Source organism: Histidinibacterium lentulum (genome assembly GCF_003789055.1).
Taxonomy (GTDB): domain Bacteria; phylum Pseudomonadota; class Alphaproteobacteria; order Rhodobacterales; family Rhodobacteraceae; genus Oceanicola; species Oceanicola lentulus.
Genome location: NZ_ML119082.1, coordinates 316682 through 332582 on the forward strand (window position 1 = coordinate 316682; position 15901 = coordinate 332582).

Consider the following 15901-nt stretch of genomic DNA (forward strand, 5'->3'; position numbering starts at 1 on the left):
CTGGCAGCGGGGCCGACCCGGCACGATTGCGGGGGCGTCCACACGTGGACGCCCTTTTAAGGACTTGATTTACAATAATATTCCGCAAGCCGTTGCGCAACGGGCAGCGCGCGCAGGCCATGGCGGAGAGCCTGCCGCCGACGAAAGGACTGGCCCTCCAGCGCCGCCATCTTGCCGCTGTCATTCAGGTACGGGCTGGGATAGCCTTCAGGGCCAAGTGGAGGCGGAGCAGGCCCCGGACGCGGAATGACGGCGCTGACGCGATACGCCCGGCTGGAGAGCCCGGGGCTGTGGCGCACCTCGGAGGAGGCGCAGCGGCAGAACGTGTTCGTGACGTTCGGCAACGCCACGCTCGTGATCTCCGACATGTCCGGACGGGTCCTGACCCACTGGTCCCTGCCCGCTGTCGCGCGGATGAATCCGGGCGTGGAGCCGGCGCTCTACGCGCCGGACGGCGACCCGGACGAGACGCTGGAACTGTCGGAACCCGACATGATCGAGGCCATCGAGACCGTGCGCCGGAGCCTTGCGCGGTCGCGCCCGCGACAGGGCCGGTTGCGCGTCGTGGGCCTGATGACCTCTGTCGCCGCCGTTCTGGCGCTCGGCGTGTTCTGGCTGCCGGGCGCGATGATCCAGCAGACTCTCACGGCCGTGCCCATGGTGAAACGGTCGGAGATCGGCGCCGCGCTTCTGGGGCATATCCAGCGCCTGACCGGCCCGGCCTGCCGCGAGCGGGCGGGCCAGCGCGCGCTTGCCGCCTTCGGCAACAGGCTGATCGGGGACGGGGCCGCGGGCGGGATCGTGGTGCTTCCGTCGGGCGCGGTGACCTCGCTCTACCTGCCCGGCGGGATCATCGTTCTCGGACGTCCCATCGTGGAGGGGCATGACGATCCGGCCCTCACGGCGGGCTTCATCCTCGCCGCCGCGGCGCAGCCGAGCGTGCGCGATCCTCTGGAAGCGGTGCTGCGGGACGCCGGTCCGGTGGCCACGTTCCGGCTCTTCACCACCGGGGACCTGCCCCCGGAGGTCCTCGCCTCCCACGCCATGTCGCTGCTCAACGATCCGCCCGCCCCCGCGCCGGCGGAGATCATGCTGCCGCTCTTCGAGACCGCCGGCGTTCCGACCGCGCCCTATGCCTATGCGCGCGATCGCTCCGGCGAGACGGTGCTGGACCTGATCGAGGCCAACCCGCTTGCCGGAGACAGGCCCATGCTGATCAGCGACGGCGACTGGGTGACGCTGCAGGCGATCTGCAGCGCCTGAGCCGAAGCGCCCTCAGAAATAGGGGCGCGCGAGGCCGCGAGCAGGGTTGACCCGCCCGTCGTCCCAGACGCTGCGATAGCCCGCGGGCGGGGACGCGATGCTGCGGGCCGGGTTCAGGACGGTCGGGTTGGAGGCGGGCACCGGCTGGCGGAACAGCGGCGTGGGCGCTGCCGCGGTGACCACCGGGGCAGCCACCGGGGCGGCGCGACCGGACAGGGTGGCCGAGACCGGCGCGGTCCGTGCGGAGGGCGCCTCGAGGTTCGAAGCCGGCACATCCGCCCGTGCGACCGAGCGCGACCAGGGTCCGCAGTCCAGCGGCGCGCCGATCTCCCTCAGGAACGCCTCCGCCTCTGCGCTGATCCCGGGGCAGGACGCGACACCCGGGACAGCGGCAGTCGTCCGGACCGGAACGGCCGAGAGCGGTGCCGAGATGGTCCGCGGCGGCGCCGAGGCGGGCGGTCGCGCCAGCGCGGTCACGGCGGGCGCCGTTCGCGGGCAGGCTACAGGCTCGCCAGTGGAGCGATCGAGGAAGGTTTCCCCCGTCTCGGCGATCCGGGCGCAGATCTCCGCCCGGGTCACCCGGACGGCCGTCGGACGGACCGCTTCGGGCGCGCGGGCCGGGGCGCTCACGGTGCGCTGGCTTCCGCCGCAGTTCACCGGCGCGCCCGTGCTGGCCACGACGAAGCCCTCGAGCGGTCCGCTCCGGCCGGCACAGACCTCCGAGCGCGTCAGGCGCCGGACCGGCGCAGCCTGGCGGGCCTCCGCCGCCGGCGCGGGACGCGCGGCAGGCTGGCTGCGTTCGGGCGTCCGGGGAACCTCGATGATGCGCGGGGGCGGGATCGGTGTGGCGGCAGCGGCCTGCCGGGGCGCGGCCTCGGGCGGCGTCAGGACCTGCGGTGCGGGCGCAGCGGCCTGGCGCGGTTCAGGCGCCGGTTCGACGACGGCGGGCGCGGGCTGAGGCGCCTCGGCAACCACGGGGGGCCGGATGGTGGCGGGGGACGGTCCGCAGATCGGCGTGCGGTCGGCGCCGACGCGGGGCACCCAGTTGACCTGTCCGGAAATGCCCGCGCGAATGTAGACGCAGCCGCGCCCGTCGACGTACTGACTGCCCTCGAAGCCCGGCGGCGGCGCCGGCTGCGGCGCCCCCCCCGTCCCGGACGACTGGGCCGCGCCACCCGACGCCATCATGATGCTGGCGACCACCGTCGCCAGAAAACCGGCATATCGCATCTGTGCCCCCACAGGTTTCAAACACAGACTGTCGGAGCAATTGTTTCTTGTAAAGAGATCGATGGCTTATTTCGTGCCATACATGCGGTCGCCCGCATCCCCTAGCCCCGGGACAATATATCCACGGTCATCGAGGAAGTTATCCACAGCCGCTGTCACGATCGGCACGTCGGGATGGGCCTCCTTCATCCGCGCGACGCCTTCGGGCGCGGCCAGGAGGCACAGGAAGCGGATGTTGCGCCCTCCGGCCTTCTTGATGAGATCCACCGCCGCCGCGGAGGAATTGCCGGTCGCGAGCATCGGGTCCACCGCGATGGTCAGCCGGTTCCCGAGATCCGAGGGGAGCTTGCAGTAGTATTGCACCGGCTGGAGCGTCTCCTCGTCGCGGTAGAGCCCGATGAAGCCGACGCGGGCGGCGGGAACGAGTTCGAGCACCCCGTCGAGCAGGCCGTTGCCCGCCCGCAGGATCGACACGAGCGCGAGTTTCTTGCCCTCGATGGCGGGCGCGGACATGGCGCAGAGCGGGGTTTCGATCTCCTTCGTGGTCATCGGCAGGTTCCGCGTGACCTCGTAGGCCAGAAGGTGGCTGATCTCGCGCAGGAGCTGGCGGAAGGTCTTGGTCGAGGTGTCCTTTTCCCGCATCAGCGTCAGCTTGTGCTGCACCAGCGGGTGATCGACGATGGTCAGGTGGTCTGTCATTTCGGTCCCTCGAGCAGCTTTCCGATCCGCGTCTTGGTCTCCGCGTCGCAGAAGGCGGCGTCAAGGGCGGTCCGGTTCAGCTCTGCGAACTCTTCCGCGCCCCAGCCGAAGGCCCGCTCCAGCCCCTCGTATTCGCGGGTCATGGTGGTGTGGAAGAACGGCGGATCGTCGGTTGAGACGGTGACGCGCACGCCCTTGTCGCGCAGGCGGGCGATGGGATGGCCGGCCCAGCCGCCGGAGGTGGCCTCGAGGACCACGTTGGAGCCGGGGCAGACCTCGAGCACGGTGCCGGCCTCGGCGAGGCGCTCGACCAACGCCGGGTCGCGGATCGCGTTCACGCCGTGGCCGATGCGCGCGGGCGCAAGGTCGCGCAGGGTGTCGGCGACCATGTCGGGGCCGCCCCATTCGCCCGCGTGGCAGGTCAGGTGCAGCCCCGCCTCGCGGGCGCAGTCGAAGGACCAGGCATAGTCGCCGGGCCGGCCGACGAGTTCCGCCCCGGCCATGCCGTAGCCGGTGAGGAAGGCGCCTTTCGTCTCGGCGGCGCAGATCGCGGGGGCGCGGGCCTTCTCGGGACCGAAATGGCGGATCGAGGTGACGATGGCCTTGAGCGTGATGCCGAATTGCGCCTCGGCCTCGGCGGCGGCCTCCTCCATGGCGGAGAGGTAGTCGCGCCAGGCGCCGACATCCCCCCCGCCGCAGAAATCGGGGGAGACGAAGGTCTCGGAATAGACGACGCCGTGGGCGGCGCTTTCCTCGAGCACGGCGAGGGTCAGGCGGCGGTAGTCCTCCGGGGTGGTGATGACGGTGCAGGCGGCCTCGTAGACGGTCAGGAAATGGTCGAAGTTCTCGTAGGCGTAGCTGCCGTCCTCGGTGAAGATGCGCGACAGGTCGGTCTTCTTTTCGGCGGCGAGGCCGCGGATGAAGGCGGGCGGCGCGGCGCCCTCGAGGTGAAGATGCAGTTCGACCTTGGGAAAGCTCTGCCAGCTCATGGGCTTGGTCCTTGAATGGGGCGAGGGGTGAGCGTCAGCCGGGACGGCGCGAGCGGCCGGGGCCACGGGCGGGCACGCCGAGGTGATCCGCGACGGTGGCGGCGACATCGGCGAAGGCCATGAGGCCCAGCTCCGCCGGGCCGAGGCCGTGGGCCAGCACGGGCACGCGCTCGCGGGTGTGGTCGGTGCCGGCCCAGGTGGGATCGTTGCCGTGGTCGGCGGTGACGAGGATCAGGTCGCCGGGCCGCGCCGCCGAAAGCAGGCGGCCAAGCTCGGCGTCGAACCATTCGAGATGGCGCCGGTACCCCGCCACGTCGCGGCGATGGCCGTACTCGCTGTCGAACTCGACGAGATTGGCGAAGGTCAGGCTGCCCTCCTCCGCCTCGTCCATCAACCGGTGGAGATGGCCCATCAGCGCGGCATCCGGGCCTTTCACCACGTCCGTGATCCCGCGCATGGAGAAGATGTCGCCGATCTTGCCCACGGCATGGACGGGCCGCCCGGCCCCGGCCGCCCAGTCGAGGAGCGTCGGCGCGGGCGGGGCGATCGCGAAGTCGCGCCGGCGCGGCGTGCGGGTGAAGCTGCCGGGCGCGCCGACGAAGGGCCGGGCGATGACCCGCCCGACCTTCATCGCGTGCAGCATGGGGGCAAGGCCCCGGCAGAGGTCGAGGAGACGGTCGAGACCGAAGGCCTCCTCATGCGCGGCGATCTGGAAGACGGAATCGGCGGAGGTGTAGCAGATGGGCCAGCCGGTCCTCAGGTGCTCTTCGCCAAGCCGGGCGATGATCTCCGTCCCCGAGGCATGGCAATCGCCGAGGATGCCGTCGGTGCCGGCAAGGCGGCAGGCCTCCTGCCGCACCTCTTCGGGAAAGGCCGGGCGGGTGTCGGGGAAATAGTGCCAGTCCCAGGGCACGGGCACGCCCGCCAGTTCCCAATGCCCCGACGGCGTGTCCTTGCCCGGAGAGACCTCCGTCGCGGCGCCCCAGGCCCCTTCGGGCGCAGTGGTGGCGAGACCCGCGTCGGTCACGCCCGAGGCCAGCGCGAGCGCCGCGCCAAGGCCCAGCCGGTCCATGACCGGCACGTCGAGCCCCTCGGCGCGGGCGATGTGGGCGACGGTGTTGGCGCCGGTATCGGGCAGATGGCCGTTGAAGAAGCGGTCCGCGTCCGGGGCGCCGCCGATGCCCACGCTGTCGATGACGATGAGAAAGGCGCGGGTCACGGATCGACCCGCCCGTGAACCAGCGGCGGACCCTCGAGCGCGCTGTCGCGGATCGTGATGGCGGCAAGGATGCGGTGGGCGGCGGCTTCCGCCTCGGCCTCGTCGCGGGCGTGAAGGATGCAGAGCGGTGTGCCGCGCTCCACCCGGTCGCCCAGAGAGACGACCTCGGTCAATCCGACGGCGGGATCGACGCGATCCGTCTCCACCGCCCGGCCCCCGCCGAGACCGACGACGGCGAGGCCCAGCACCTCTCCGTCGATGGCGGCGACATGGCCGGAGACCGGCGCGGGCACCTCTCCGACCACGGGGGCGGCGGGCAGATGGGTGCGCCAGTCCTCGGCCATGTCGGGCGGGCCGCCCATTTCGGCCACCATCCGGGCGAACCTCTCGAGCGCGGCGCCCGAGGCGATGGCCCCGGCGATCCGATCCTCGCCCTCGGCGTCTGTGCCCGCCACCCCGGCCAGCGCCAGAAGCCGCCCGCCGAGGATCACCGTCAGGTCATGAAGCCGGGGCGCGGCGGCGCGGTTGCCCGAGAGGACATCCATGGAGGCCGCGACCTCCACCGCGTTGCCGAGGGCGGGGGCGAGCGGCTGGTTCATGTCGGTGATCAGCGCCGCCGTCGGGCAGCCCGCGCCGTTGGCCGTGCCGACAAGGGATTCGGCAAGGGCCTGGGCCTCTGCAGGCGTCTTCATGAACGCGCCGGAGCCGACCTTGACGTCGAGAACGAGGCCCCCAAGCCCGGCGGCGAGCTTCTTCGACAGGATCGAGGCGGTGATGAGGTCGATGGATTCGACGGTCGCCGTAACGTCGCGCACGGCATAGAGCCTGCGGTCGGCGGGCGCGATCCGGCCCGTGGCGCCCACGATGGCGCAACCCGCCACACCGACGATGCGCCGAAGGTCGGCCTCGGACACCTGGGCGGAGACGCCGGGGATCGCCTCCATCTTGTCGAGCGTGCCCCCGGTATGACCAAGCCCCCGGCCCGAGATCATCGGGACATGGACGCCGCAGGCCGCGAGGGCGGGCGCAAGGACGAGGCTGACGCAATCGCCCACGCCGCCCGTCGAATGCTTGTCGAGGACGGGCGCGTCCAGATCCCAGGCGAGGACATCGCCCGAGTCCCGCATCGCGGCGGTCAGCGCGACCCGGGCCTCTTCTCCCAGCCCGCCCAGGCAGACGGCCATGGCGAAGGCCCCCGCCTGGGCGTCGCTGACCTCGCCGCTCGCAAGGCCCCGGGCGAACCACGCGAGTTCGCCTGCAGACGGCGGCTCTCCGTCGCGGACCTTTCGGATGACATCCCGCGCCGACATCAGACGCGGCTCATCTGGTCCGTGTTGAAAGCGCCGGGGAGCAGGTCCCCGACGGTGGTGCGCAAGGTCGCGCCATCGGTGGTGGCAAGGGTGACGGGCACGTCTGCCGCGGCGAATTCCGCCAGCTTCTGGCGGCAGCCGCCGCAGGGCGAAACCGGAACCGGGCTGTCGGCGATGACGGCGACCTCGGCAATGCGCAGATCGCCCGCGGCGATCATCGCGGCGATGGCGCCGGCCTCGGCGCAGGTGCCCTCGGGATAGGCGGCGTTCTCCACGTTGCAGCCGCGATAGACCGCGCCCGAGTCCGCCCGCAGCGCGGCCCCCACCTTGAACCGAGAATAGGGGGCATAGGCGTGTTCCCGCACGGCGCGGGCCTCGTCGATCAGGGACATGAACGGACCTCCGGATGACGTCAGACACTCCCCCGCCATGCCCCCGGATGCAAGGGCCGGCGGAACCGTCGCGGCGTCGCGCAGGTTGGCACGGGTAAAAGAGGAGTCCCCCGAAGATGAATCCGACAAGCAAGACCGTCCTTAACGATGCTCAGCCCGCCTCGCCCGAGGGGCCGATGCGGCCCGAGCAGGCGCGCCGGTTGCAGGTGCTCTGCGCCGAGCTGATGGAGGAATACGACGAGAGCCTGAACGCGGCGCAGGCGGAAGAGCGGATCGAGGCTCTGGAGCGCCTGAAAGAGGAGAGGAAGGACCGGACATGAGCACCAAGACCCCCCCGTCCGTCATGTACACGGCCGCCACCCACGGGCAGGCCTCGGAGGCGCCGATGACCGATGTGCAGCGCCAGAAGCTGCGCGAACTGGCGCTCGAGGCGGACGAGCCCATGGACGGCGAGCTCACGCAGCTGCAGGCGCAGAAGCGCATCGCAGCGCTGGAGGAGATGCTGGGCCGCTGAGGCAGCGTTTGCCTTGCGGCGCACGGTTGGATAAGTCTCCCGTCGAACTGGTTTAACGTTAAACCATCTCACGGGGGACCGGCGATGAACGAGCAGACGCGGGAGGCGCTGCGCAAGGCGGCGCTCGATTATCACCGGTACCCGAAGCCCGGAAAGCTGGAGATCCGGGCGACGAAGCCGCTGGCGAACGGCCGCGACCTTGCCCGCGCCTATACGCCCGGTGTGGCGGAGGCCTGTCTCGAGATCGTGGCCGACCCGCAGGCGGCGCGGGACGTGACCTCGCGCGGGAACCTCGTGGCGGTGGTCTCGAACGGCAGCGCGGTGCTGGGCCTCGGCAATATCGGCGCTCTGGCGTCGAAGCCCGTGATGGAGGGCAAGGCGGTCCTCTTCAAGAAGTTCGCCCAGGTGGACTGTTTCGACATCGAGATCGACGAGACCGATCCCGAGAAGCTGGCGGAGATCATCTGCGCGCTGGAGCCCTCGTTCGGGGCGATCAACCTCGAGGACATCAAGGCGCCCGACTGTTTCGTGGTGGAACGCATCTGCCGGGAGCGGATGAACATTCCGGTCTTCCACGACGATCAGCACGGCACCGCGATCGTGGTGGGCGCCGCCGCGACCAACGCGCTGAAGGTCGCGGGCAAGCGGATCGAGGAGGTCAAGGTCGTCTCCACCGGCGGCGGGGCGGCAGGGATCGCCTGCCTCAACATGCTGCTGAAGCTGGGGCTGAAGCGGGAGAACGTGTGGCTGTGCGACATCCACGGGCTCGTGCACCATGGGCGCGCGGCCGACATGACGCCGCAGAAGGCGGAATACGCGCAAGGCACCTCGGCTGCCACGCTGGCCGAGGTGATCGAGGGCGCGGACATGTTCCTGGGGCTCTCGGGGCCGAACGTGCTGACGCCGGAGATGGTGGGGCGGATGGCCGCGAAACCGATCATCTTCGCGCTCGCGAACCCGGCGCCGGAGATCCTGCCCGATCTCGCCCGCGAGGTGGCGCCCGATGCGATCATCGCCACGGGCCGGTCGGATTTTCCGAACCAGGTCAACAACGTGCTGTGCTTTCCCTTCATCTTCCGCGGCGCGCTCGACGTGGGCGCGACGGAGATCAACGACGAGATGAAGATCGCCTGTATCGAGGGGATCGCGGCGCTGGCCCGCGCGACCACCAGCGCCGAGGCAGCGGCGGTCTACCATGGCGAGCGGCTAACCTTCGGGCCGGACTACCTGATCCCGAAACCCTTCGATCCGCGGCTGATCGGCACCGTCGCCTCGGCGGTGGCGAAGGCGGCGATGGAGACAGGCGTCGCGACGCGGCCGCTGGAAGACCTCGACGCCTACCGGCGGGGGCTCGACGGGTCGGTGTTCCGCTCCGCGCTCCTGATGCGGCCGGTTTTCGAGGCGGCGGCGACGGCGGCGCGGCGCATCGTCTTCGCCGAGGGCGAGGACGAGCGGGTGCTGCGCGCGGCGCAGGCGATCCTCGAGGAGACGCCCGAACAGCCCATCCTGATCGGCCGGCCCGAGGTCATCTCCGCGCGCTGCGAGCGCTACGGGCTGACGATCCGCCCGGGAGAGGACTTTCACATCGTCAACCCGGAGGACGATCCGCGCTACCGGGAATACTGGGAAACCTATCACAATCTGATGTCGCGCCGGGGCGTGACGCCCGATCTCGCCCGGGCGATCATGCGCACGAACACCACCGCCATCGGCGCGGTCATGGTGCACCTGGAGCAGGCCGACAGCCTGATCTGCGGCACCTTCGGCCAGTATCTCTGGCACCTGAACTACATCTCCCACATTCTTGGCACCAACCGGCTGCGCCCGGTGGGTGCGCTGTCGCTGATGATCCTCGAGGACGGGCCGCTCTTCATCGCGGACACCCAGGTCCACCCCGAACCCACGCCCGAGCAGATCGCCGAGGCCTGCGTGAGCGCCGCACGGCATGTGCGCCGCTTCGGCCTCGAGCCCAACATCGCGCTCTGCGCCCATTCCAGCTTCGGCAATCTCGACACCGAGACCGGCCGCCGGATGCGCGCGGCCCTCGCCGTGCTCGACGGCATGGACACGGATTTCGCCTATGAGGGCGAGATGAACGTCGATGCCGCCCTCGACCCGGAACTGCGCGGGCGCACCCTGCCCGGGAACCGCATGGAGGGGGCCGCGAACGTTCTGGTCTTCCCGAGCGCCGATGCCGCCTCGGGCGTGCGCAACATCCTGAAGATGAAGGGGAACGGCCTGGAAGTGGGGCCGATCCTCATGGGCATGGGCAACCGCGCCCATGTCGTGACCCCGGCGATCACCGCACGGGGCCTTCTGAACATGGCGGCCCTCGCCGGAACGCCGGTGGCCCATTACGGCTGAGGCGGCTCCACCGGAATGAGCGCCCCGTCCTGCCAGATGAAGACCCTGTCGCAGGGCGTCTGCGCCTCGGGACAGGCGGGACTGCCGGCGTCGTAGGTGACGACGAAGGCGGGCGCCTGGCGGGCGGACATGTAGACATCCTCGAAGGCGGGGACGAAGCGCCCGTCCTCGCGCCCGAGATAGAGACGGGTCAGGCAACTCGCGGTATCGCAGTAGAGGCCCGCCGCCGCGTCGCAGACGGCGCCGGAATAGCTGACCTCCATGTCCGGGATGCCGTCTCCGTCGAAATCCTCGCGGCGGACGAAATCCTCCCGCACCTCGACAAACCCGCCGCCCCGCTCGGCGCAGGCGCCCTCGATCTCCTGCAGGACCAGCGCCGCGGGGTCGCTGACGGAGCCGTCCTCGGCCACGAGAGGGCCGGCGGGCGGGCTGTCGGCTTCCGGCACCCTCTCCGCCGCGGCAGGGTCATCCGGATCGGACCCGGCCGCCGCTTCGGGCGCGGTCTCCGGGTCGGCATCAGGCGCGGCCACGGCGGGCGCTTCGGGCTCCGCTTCCGGGGCGATGACGGGTGGTGCCTCCGGCCCGGCGCCGTCGCTGTCGTCATGGGGATCGGGCGGCACATCCACCGGCGGCGCGGCGGGAACGACGACGAGAAGGTCCTCGGGATCGGCCGGGATGACCTCGATCATGTCGTCCGGTGCGGGTGTCGCGGCCTCTTCGAGCGGCATCGCAAGGGGGCAGGCCTCCAGCGCCTCGCCGATCGGCCCGAAGGACCCCTCGAGCGTGAAAGGGCGCACGGCGCGGATCGGGCGGTTCACGATCGTGAAGGAGCCCTCCCTGCCGTTCCGGAGCCGCTCGATCAGCCGGGCGTCGCGGTCCGCGTCGTAGGGCGCGTAGTACTGACCGGGCGCATCCTCGAGCGGCGCCATCACGATCCCGCCCGCGTCGCGCAGGTTCACGGTCCACATGGCCTCGACGACCGGCTGCACCTCGGCCTCCGTCAGCCGGACGCGAAAGCCGAGGGGACCGCCATCGGGACAGGCCAGTTCGAGGCAGAAGTACCCGCCTTCGGCGATCTCACCGAAGGGGCAGACTCGTGCCCCTGTCCAGCCCTCGGCCTGGAAGCTTTCCCACTGGCCCTGGGCCATGGCCGGAACGGGCAGCGCGAGAGCCAGCAGCATCAGCTTGAAGCGCATGGTGTCCTTTCCGCCGTCACTCGGCCATCCGTCCCAGGGTCAGGGCCGACAGGGGGCAAGCCCGGGTCCGCCCCTGCAGCTTTAGCGCCATCATGTCGCAATCCCTTGCCCGGCGGTTCGGCGCGGGCGTAAGACACCCTCAGGGACAGGAGGATACCATGGGATACAGCGACGTCTACGCAGCCTGGCAGGCCGATCCGGACGCGTTCTGGATGGATGCCGCGAAGGCGATCGACTGGGTCCGGCCACCCTCCAAGGCGCTGTTCGACGAGAAGGCGCCGCTGTACGAATGGTATTCCGACGGGCTGGTGAACGGCTGCTGGAACGCCGTCGACCGCCATGTGGAGGCGGGGCGCGGCAACCAGGCGGCGATCATCTGGGACAGCCCCGTCACCCATACCAAGCGCGAGATCAGCTATTTCGAGCTGCGCAACCGCGTGGCGACGCTGGCCGGCGCCTTGCGCGCCAAGGGCGTGGAGAAGGGCGACCGCGTCATCATCTACATGCCGATGATCCCCGAGGCGCTCGAGGCGATGCTGGCCTGTGCGCGGCTGGGGGCCATTCATTCGGTCGTCTTCGGGGGGTTCGCCGCGCACGAGCTGGCGGTGCGGATCGACGATGCGAAACCGAAGGCGATCATCGCAGCCTCCTGCGGGATCGAGCCGGGTCGGATCGTCCATTACAAGCCGCTGCTCGACGGCGCGCTGAAGGAGGCGACGCATCAGCCGGACTTCTGCGTGATCTTCCAGCGCGAGCAGGAGGTGGCGCATCTGGAGGAGGGGCGCGATTTCAACTGGCATGGCTTTCAGTACGGGGTGGAACCGGCGGAATGCGTTCCGGTGGAGGGGAACCACCCGGCCTATATCCTCTATACCTCGGGCACGACCGGCGCGCCGAAGGGCGTGGTGCGGCCCACGGGCGGGCATCTCGTGGCGCTGAACTGGACGATGAAGAACGTCTACAACACCGAGCCCGGAGAGGTGTTCTGGGCCGCCTCGGACGTGGGCTGGGTCGTGGGGCACAGCTATATCTGCTACGCGCCGCTGGTGCACGGGAACACGACGGTGGTGTTCGAGGGCAAGCCCGTGGGCACGCCTGACGCCGGCACCTTCTGGCGTGTGATCGAGGAGCACAAGGTGCGCACCTTCTTCACCGCGCCCACGGCGTTCCGGGCGGTGAAGCGGGACGATCCGAAGGGCGAGATGGTGAAGGACTACGATCTCTCGCGGCTCCGGGCGATCTACCTCGCGGGCGAGAGGGCGGACCCCGACACGATCGAATGGACGAAGGCGACGACGGGAAAGCCGGTCTACGATCACTGGTGGCAGACGGAGACCGGCTACACCATCGCGGGCAACCCGGTGGGGATCGAGCCGCTTCCGGTGAAGCTGGGCTCTCCGACCGTTCCCATGCCGGGCTATGACGTGCGCATCCTGGGCGAGGACGGGCACGAACTGCCCGCCGGGGAGCTGGGGGCCATCGCGGTGAAGCTGCCGCTGCCGCCGGGCACGCTGCCGACGCTGTGGAACGCGGAGGAGCGGTTCCGGAAGTCCTACCTCGAGCATTTCCCCGGCTATTACGAGACCGGGGATGCGGGGATGAAGGACGCGGACGGCTATCTGTGGATCATGGCCCGCACCGACGACGTGATCAACGTGGCGGGGCACCGGCTGTCCACGGGCGGCATGGAGGAGGTCCTGGCCGGGCATCCCGATGTCGCGGAATGCGCTGTGGTCGGCGTGGCGGACGAGCTGAAGGGGCAGCTGCCGATGGGCTTTCTCTGCCTCAACAAGGGTTGCGACCGGCCGCACGGGGAGATCGTGAAGGAATGCGTCGCCAAGGTCCGGCAGGAGATCGGGCCTGTGGCGGCGTTCAAGCTGGCCGTGGTGGTGGACCGGCTGCCGAAGACGCGGTCGGGCAAGATCCTGCGCGGGACGATGGTGAAGATCTGCGACAATGCCGAGTTCAGGCCGCCTGCGACGATCGACGATCCGGCGATCCTGGACGAGATCCGGGAGGCAGTCCGGCCGCTGGGCTACGGAGGCTGACAAGGCGGGGGCGGTTTCACGTTGAAACCGCCCCTATCCCGTTGAAATCAAGTTCTGATCCGGATTTCGCGGCGGATTGTCGCAGGCCCGTCAGAAGCCGTGCAGGAACAGGATGCCGGTCTGCCCGCCGCGCTGGACGATGCGGCCGGTCGTGTTCCGGCCCGACTGGAACAGCGCCGCGACATTGCCGCAGCCCGATTGCGCGATTTCGCCGGTGTGGCCCCTGCCCCGCTGCTCGATCAGCGCGCGGTCGCAACCGCCCTGGCTGATGCGGGCGGCGTTGTCGATGCCGCGCTGGGTGACATGGCCATTGGCCTCGATGTCCTTGTGGAGCGTGTAGACGGCGAGCCCCATCCGCACGAGGGCGACTTCCTCGGCGGTGCGGGGATTGACGGTGAGGCCGAGATAGCCGTCTGCCGCGGCGGGGGAGGCCAGGGCAAGGGGGGAGACGGCGAGCGCGGCGGCGGCGAGAAGAGGGCGGAGCATGGCAGTGATCCTTCCTTGGGTCGGGAAACGTGGAGGTGTCAGCCTCCTGCGGGGCAGACGAAGGTGTCTCCGTCCACGGTGACGGTAAGCTGGCCCTGAAGGCCGGAGGCCCGGCCCGAGAGCTGTGCCGAGCCGAGGTCGGCGCTTTCGCCCGCGGCGAGGGTGAACGCCCCGCCCTGGCGGATGTCGGCGCTGTTGCCGCCGCCGGTCCGGCTGACGGAGAGGTCATAGCGGCCGGACGCGGCCTCGCGGGCCTCGATGCGGCCGGCGACGGTCACCATTCCGCGGCTTTCCGACAGGACGAGACTGCAGGCGACGGGGGCCTTCGGGTCCTTGCCGGTCTTGGCGGTGGCGCCGGTGGTGGCGCCGAGAGGCACCGCGCAGGCGGCGGCGAGAACGAGCGCCGAGCCGGCGGCGATCCGGAGTGTATTGGTCATGACGTGGCTCCTGTGGCGAAGGGTGAGGGGTTGGACGGTGCGCGCCGGGACTGGGGGAGGACGCGCACCGCCCGCCGGGCCGCCCCGATCAGTCCTGAATGATCGCGGCGACGTTTCCGCGCCCGACCTGGGTCGTGTGCGCGCTGTTCTTGTGGCCGCCCTGGATCACGGCGGTGACGTTGCAGCGGCCCTGCTGGATCGCGTCGACGTTGTGTCCGGTCCCGTACTGGGACACGCCCATGGCGTTGCAGCGGCCGCGCTGCTGGGTGATCGCGGCGTTGTGGTTGCCGGACTGGCCGATCACGGTGCGGTTGCGCCCGCCGTCCTGGAAGCTGACGGAATTGTTGCCCCAGCCGTTCTGGCGGACGGTGAGCCGCTGGTTGAAGCCCGACTGCGCGCCGCCGATGTCGTTCCAGTTGCCGAACTGCTCGAGCGTGACGCGGTTGCCGTCGGCCATGGCGGGCGCCACGCCCCCGGCGGAGAGGGCGATGGCGAGGGTGGCGGTCTTGATCAGGGTGGTGAAGGTCATCGTCTGGTCCTCTTGGTCTGACAGCGCGTCCATCCGGAGCGCAGGCGGTGGGTTTCCGGCCTGCCCTTCCGTCCCGCTTGAGGGGGCGGCGAGGGCCGGTGAGACGATCAGGCGGCGAGTGACGGAAGCAGACAATAACGCCGCCGGGCTATCGGCTGACGCTACGTCCGAGGGGCGATGACGGGCGCCCGCTATCGGATAGCGATGGGGTCACGTCTTTGGAATAATGGAGTTTTCGGGCCGGGCGGCAGCGCCGCGGCGCAGCGGCCTCAGACGAACTGTTCCTGGAGCAGGCGCTCTTCCAGCCCGTGCCCGGGATCGAAGAGCAGGCGATGACAGACGTCCGGCGCGCTCTCGATCTCGACATACCGCACCGAGCCCACGGTGCGGGAATCGGCATCGGCCATCACCGGGCGCTTGTCCGCCTCGAGCACGTCGATCCGCACCCTGGCGCCCTTGGGGATCAGCGCCCCGCGCCAGCGGCGGGGGCGGAAGGCGGCGACGGCGGTGATCGCCAGCACCTCGGAGCCGATGGGCAGGATCGGGCCGTGGGCGGAATAGTTGTAGGCGGTGCTGCCGGCGGGCGTGGCCACGAGCGCGCCGTCGCAGACAAGCTCGGGCATGCGTTCGCGCCCGTCCACGTTGATCGCCAGCCGCGCGGCCTGCGGCCCCTGCCGCAGGAGCGAAACCTCGTTGATCGCCAGCGCCTCCTGCATCCCGTGAGCCACGGTCTGCGCCCGCATCCGGAGGGGATTGATCTCGGCGGTCTCGGCCTCGGCCAGTCGTTCCATCAGCCCGTCGGGGGCGTATTCGTTCATCAGGAACCCCACCGTGCCCCGGTTCATCCCGTAGACCGGCGCGGGCAGGTCCTGCGTGCCGTGCAGCGTCTGGAGCATGAAGCCGTCGCCGCCGAGCGCCACGATGATGTCGGCCTTGTCGAGCGGGTGATCGCCATAGCGCCGGGCGAGCAGGGTCTGGGCCTCCTGCGCGATGGGGACGGGGCTCGCCAGGAAGGCGAGGCGGGGGGCGGTCATGGCTATGGTCCTGACGGGGCTGCCTGTTTCCAAGGCACCCTGCCCCGCCGCTCATCGGAAAGGCAAGCCGCCGATAGCGGCGCGGCGGGGGCGCGTCCCGCTGCGCTGTGTCGCATTTGCCCTGTCTCCCCTTGCTCGGGGACTGTATGAGGGCACATTCCGCAGGAATACCCGGACCGAGACGGAGACAG

16 protein-coding genes are annotated in these 15901 nt (G+C 70.3%); 5 read left to right on the forward strand and 11 right to left on the reverse strand.

Going from position 1 to position 15901, the window contains the following annotated elements; translation table 11 throughout:
* Positions 1-246: 246 nt before the first annotated feature.
* Positions 247-1263, forward strand: a complete 1017-nt coding sequence (locus EAT49_RS04545) for a hypothetical protein (protein ID WP_123641103.1) — start codon at positions 247-249, stop codon at positions 1261-1263.
* 12 nt (positions 1264-1275) lie between these two features.
* Here the strand turns inward: EAT49_RS04545 and EAT49_RS04550 are convergent, their stop codons facing one another.
* From EAT49_RS04550 to EAT49_RS04575, 6 genes are all read right to left on the reverse strand, one after another.
* The gene (locus EAT49_RS04550; protein WP_123641104.1) at positions 1276-2493 is read right to left on the reverse strand and encodes a hypothetical protein; all 1218 of its coding nucleotides are present in this window, start codon (positions 2491-2493) and stop codon (positions 1276-1278) included.
* Between the two features lie 66 nt (positions 2494-2559).
* The gene (upp, locus tag EAT49_RS04555; RefSeq protein WP_123641105.1) at positions 2560-3192 is read right to left on the reverse strand and encodes a uracil phosphoribosyltransferase; all 633 of its coding nucleotides are present in this window, start codon (positions 3190-3192) and stop codon (positions 2560-2562) included.
* Positions 3189-4181: an adenosine deaminase gene (locus tag EAT49_RS04560; protein ID WP_123641106.1), complete on the reverse strand. Its 993-nt coding sequence runs from the start codon at positions 4179-4181 to the stop codon at positions 3189-3191. The genes upp and EAT49_RS04560 overlap by 4 nt, the downstream gene beginning before the upstream one ends.
* A 34-nt stretch (positions 4182-4215) precedes the next feature.
* Positions 4216-5400 carry a phosphopentomutase gene (locus EAT49_RS04565; protein WP_123641107.1) on the reverse strand — a complete coding sequence of 395 codons (1185 nt, stop codon included), beginning with the start codon at positions 5398-5400 and terminating at the stop codon, positions 4216-4218.
* The gene (locus EAT49_RS04570) at positions 5397-6710 is read right to left on the reverse strand and encodes a thymidine phosphorylase (protein WP_123641108.1); all 1314 of its coding nucleotides are present in this window, start codon (positions 6708-6710) and stop codon (positions 5397-5399) included. Before EAT49_RS04570 ends, EAT49_RS04565 begins: the two co-directional genes overlap by 4 nt.
* Complete coding sequence (locus tag EAT49_RS04575; RefSeq protein ID WP_123641109.1) at positions 6710-7102, reverse strand: cytidine deaminase; 393 nt, start codon at positions 7100-7102, stop codon at positions 6710-6712. The genes EAT49_RS04570 and EAT49_RS04575 overlap by 1 nt, the downstream gene beginning before the upstream one ends.
* 116 nt (positions 7103-7218) lie before the next feature.
* Between EAT49_RS04575 and EAT49_RS04580 the strand changes: the two genes are divergently transcribed.
* The 3 genes from EAT49_RS04580 to EAT49_RS04590 all read left to right on the forward strand — a co-directional run bounded on the left by EAT49_RS04580 (position 7219) and on the right by EAT49_RS04590 (position 9980).
* A complete protein-coding gene (locus EAT49_RS04580; protein WP_123641110.1) occupies positions 7219-7422 on the forward strand; it encodes a DUF3072 domain-containing protein in 204 nt (67 codons plus the stop codon).
* Positions 7419-7616 carry a DUF3072 domain-containing protein gene (locus tag EAT49_RS04585; RefSeq protein WP_123641111.1) on the forward strand — a complete coding sequence of 66 codons (198 nt, stop codon included), beginning with the start codon at positions 7419-7421 and terminating at the stop codon, positions 7614-7616. Before EAT49_RS04580 ends, EAT49_RS04585 begins: the two co-directional genes overlap by 4 nt.
* Before the next feature lie 84 nt (positions 7617-7700).
* Positions 7701-9980, forward strand: a complete 2280-nt coding sequence (locus tag EAT49_RS04590) for an NADP-dependent malic enzyme (RefSeq protein ID WP_123641112.1) — start codon at positions 7701-7703, stop codon at positions 9978-9980.
* Here EAT49_RS04590 and EAT49_RS04595 read toward each other — a convergent pair.
* Entirely contained in the window at positions 9971-11176 is a 1206-nt protein-coding gene (locus EAT49_RS04595; RefSeq protein WP_123641113.1) for a hypothetical protein, read from the reverse strand. The two genes, EAT49_RS04590 and EAT49_RS04595, sit on opposite strands and share 10 nt — an antisense overlap.
* A 158-nt stretch (positions 11177-11334) precedes the next feature.
* Between EAT49_RS04595 and prpE the strand changes: the two genes are divergently transcribed.
* On the forward strand, positions 11335-13224 hold the full coding sequence (prpE, locus tag EAT49_RS04600; protein ID WP_123641114.1) for a propionate-CoA ligase PrpE: 1890 nt from the start codon (positions 11335-11337) through the stop codon (positions 13222-13224).
* 90 nt (positions 13225-13314) lie between these two features.
* Here prpE and EAT49_RS04605 read toward each other — a convergent pair whose 3' ends face one another.
* From EAT49_RS04605 to EAT49_RS04620, 4 genes are all read right to left on the reverse strand, one after another.
* On the reverse strand, positions 13315-13710 hold the full coding sequence (locus EAT49_RS04605) for a hypothetical protein (RefSeq protein ID WP_123641115.1): 396 nt from the start codon (positions 13708-13710) through the stop codon (positions 13315-13317).
* Positions 13711-13748: 38 nt separating this feature from the next.
* Positions 13749-14147 (reverse strand): curli-like amyloid fiber formation chaperone CsgH, encoded by a 399-nt coding sequence (gene csgH / locus EAT49_RS04610; RefSeq protein WP_123641116.1) that lies wholly within the window; start codon positions 14145-14147, stop codon positions 13749-13751.
* An 88-nt stretch (positions 14148-14235) separates the two neighbouring features.
* Positions 14236-14676 carry a curlin gene (locus EAT49_RS04615; RefSeq protein ID WP_185020639.1) on the reverse strand — a complete coding sequence of 147 codons (441 nt, stop codon included), beginning with the start codon at positions 14674-14676 and terminating at the stop codon, positions 14236-14238.
* Positions 14677-14945: 269 nt separating this feature from the next.
* Positions 14946-15710, reverse strand: a complete 765-nt coding sequence (locus EAT49_RS04620; protein ID WP_123641118.1) for an NAD kinase — start codon at positions 15708-15710, stop codon at positions 14946-14948.
* Between the last annotated feature and the right edge of the window lie 191 nt (positions 15711-15901).

What these genes read in the sequence shown, in the direction of transcription:
- EAT49_RS04595 (WP_123641113.1), bottom strand. Translation starts at nt 11,176, where the DNA reads ATGCGCTTCAAGCTGATGCTGCTGGCTCTCGCGCTGCCCGTTCCGGCC.
- EAT49_RS04590 (WP_123641112.1), top strand. Translation starts at nt 7,701, where the DNA reads ATGAACGAGCAGACGCGGGAGGCGCTGCGCAAGGCGGCGCTCGATTAT.
- EAT49_RS04620 (WP_123641118.1), bottom strand. Translation starts at nt 15,710, where the DNA reads ATGACCGCCCCCCGCCTCGCCTTCCTGGCGAGCCCCGTCCCCATCGCG.
- EAT49_RS04560 (WP_123641106.1), bottom strand. Translation starts at nt 4,181, where the DNA reads ATGAGCTGGCAGAGCTTTCCCAAGGTCGAACTGCATCTTCACCTCGAG.
- csgH (WP_123641116.1), bottom strand. Translation starts at nt 14,147, where the DNA reads ATGACCAATACACTCCGGATCGCCGCCGGCTCGGCGCTCGTTCTCGCC.
- EAT49_RS04615 (WP_185020639.1), bottom strand. Translation starts at nt 14,676, where the DNA reads ATGACCTTCACCACCCTGATCAAGACCGCCACCCTCGCCATCGCCCTC.
- EAT49_RS04585 (WP_123641111.1), top strand. Translation starts at nt 7,419, where the DNA reads ATGAGCACCAAGACCCCCCCGTCCGTCATGTACACGGCCGCCACCCAC.
- upp (WP_123641105.1), bottom strand. Translation starts at nt 3,192, where the DNA reads ATGACAGACCACCTGACCATCGTCGATCACCCGCTGGTGCAGCACAAG.
- EAT49_RS04580 (WP_123641110.1), top strand. Translation starts at nt 7,219, where the DNA reads ATGAATCCGACAAGCAAGACCGTCCTTAACGATGCTCAGCCCGCCTCG.
- prpE (WP_123641114.1), top strand. Translation starts at nt 11,335, where the DNA reads ATGGGATACAGCGACGTCTACGCAGCCTGGCAGGCCGATCCGGACGCG.
- EAT49_RS04550 (WP_123641104.1), bottom strand. Translation starts at nt 2,493, where the DNA reads ATGCGATATGCCGGTTTTCTGGCGACGGTGGTCGCCAGCATCATGATG.
- EAT49_RS04605 (WP_123641115.1), bottom strand. Translation starts at nt 13,710, where the DNA reads ATGCTCCGCCCTCTTCTCGCCGCCGCCGCGCTCGCCGTCTCCCCCCTT.
- EAT49_RS04570 (WP_123641108.1), bottom strand. Translation starts at nt 6,710, where the DNA reads ATGTCGGCGCGGGATGTCATCCGAAAGGTCCGCGACGGAGAGCCGCCG.
- EAT49_RS04545 (WP_123641103.1), top strand. Translation starts at nt 247, where the DNA reads ATGACGGCGCTGACGCGATACGCCCGGCTGGAGAGCCCGGGGCTGTGG.
- EAT49_RS04575 (WP_123641109.1), bottom strand. Translation starts at nt 7,102, where the DNA reads ATGTCCCTGATCGACGAGGCCCGCGCCGTGCGGGAACACGCCTATGCC.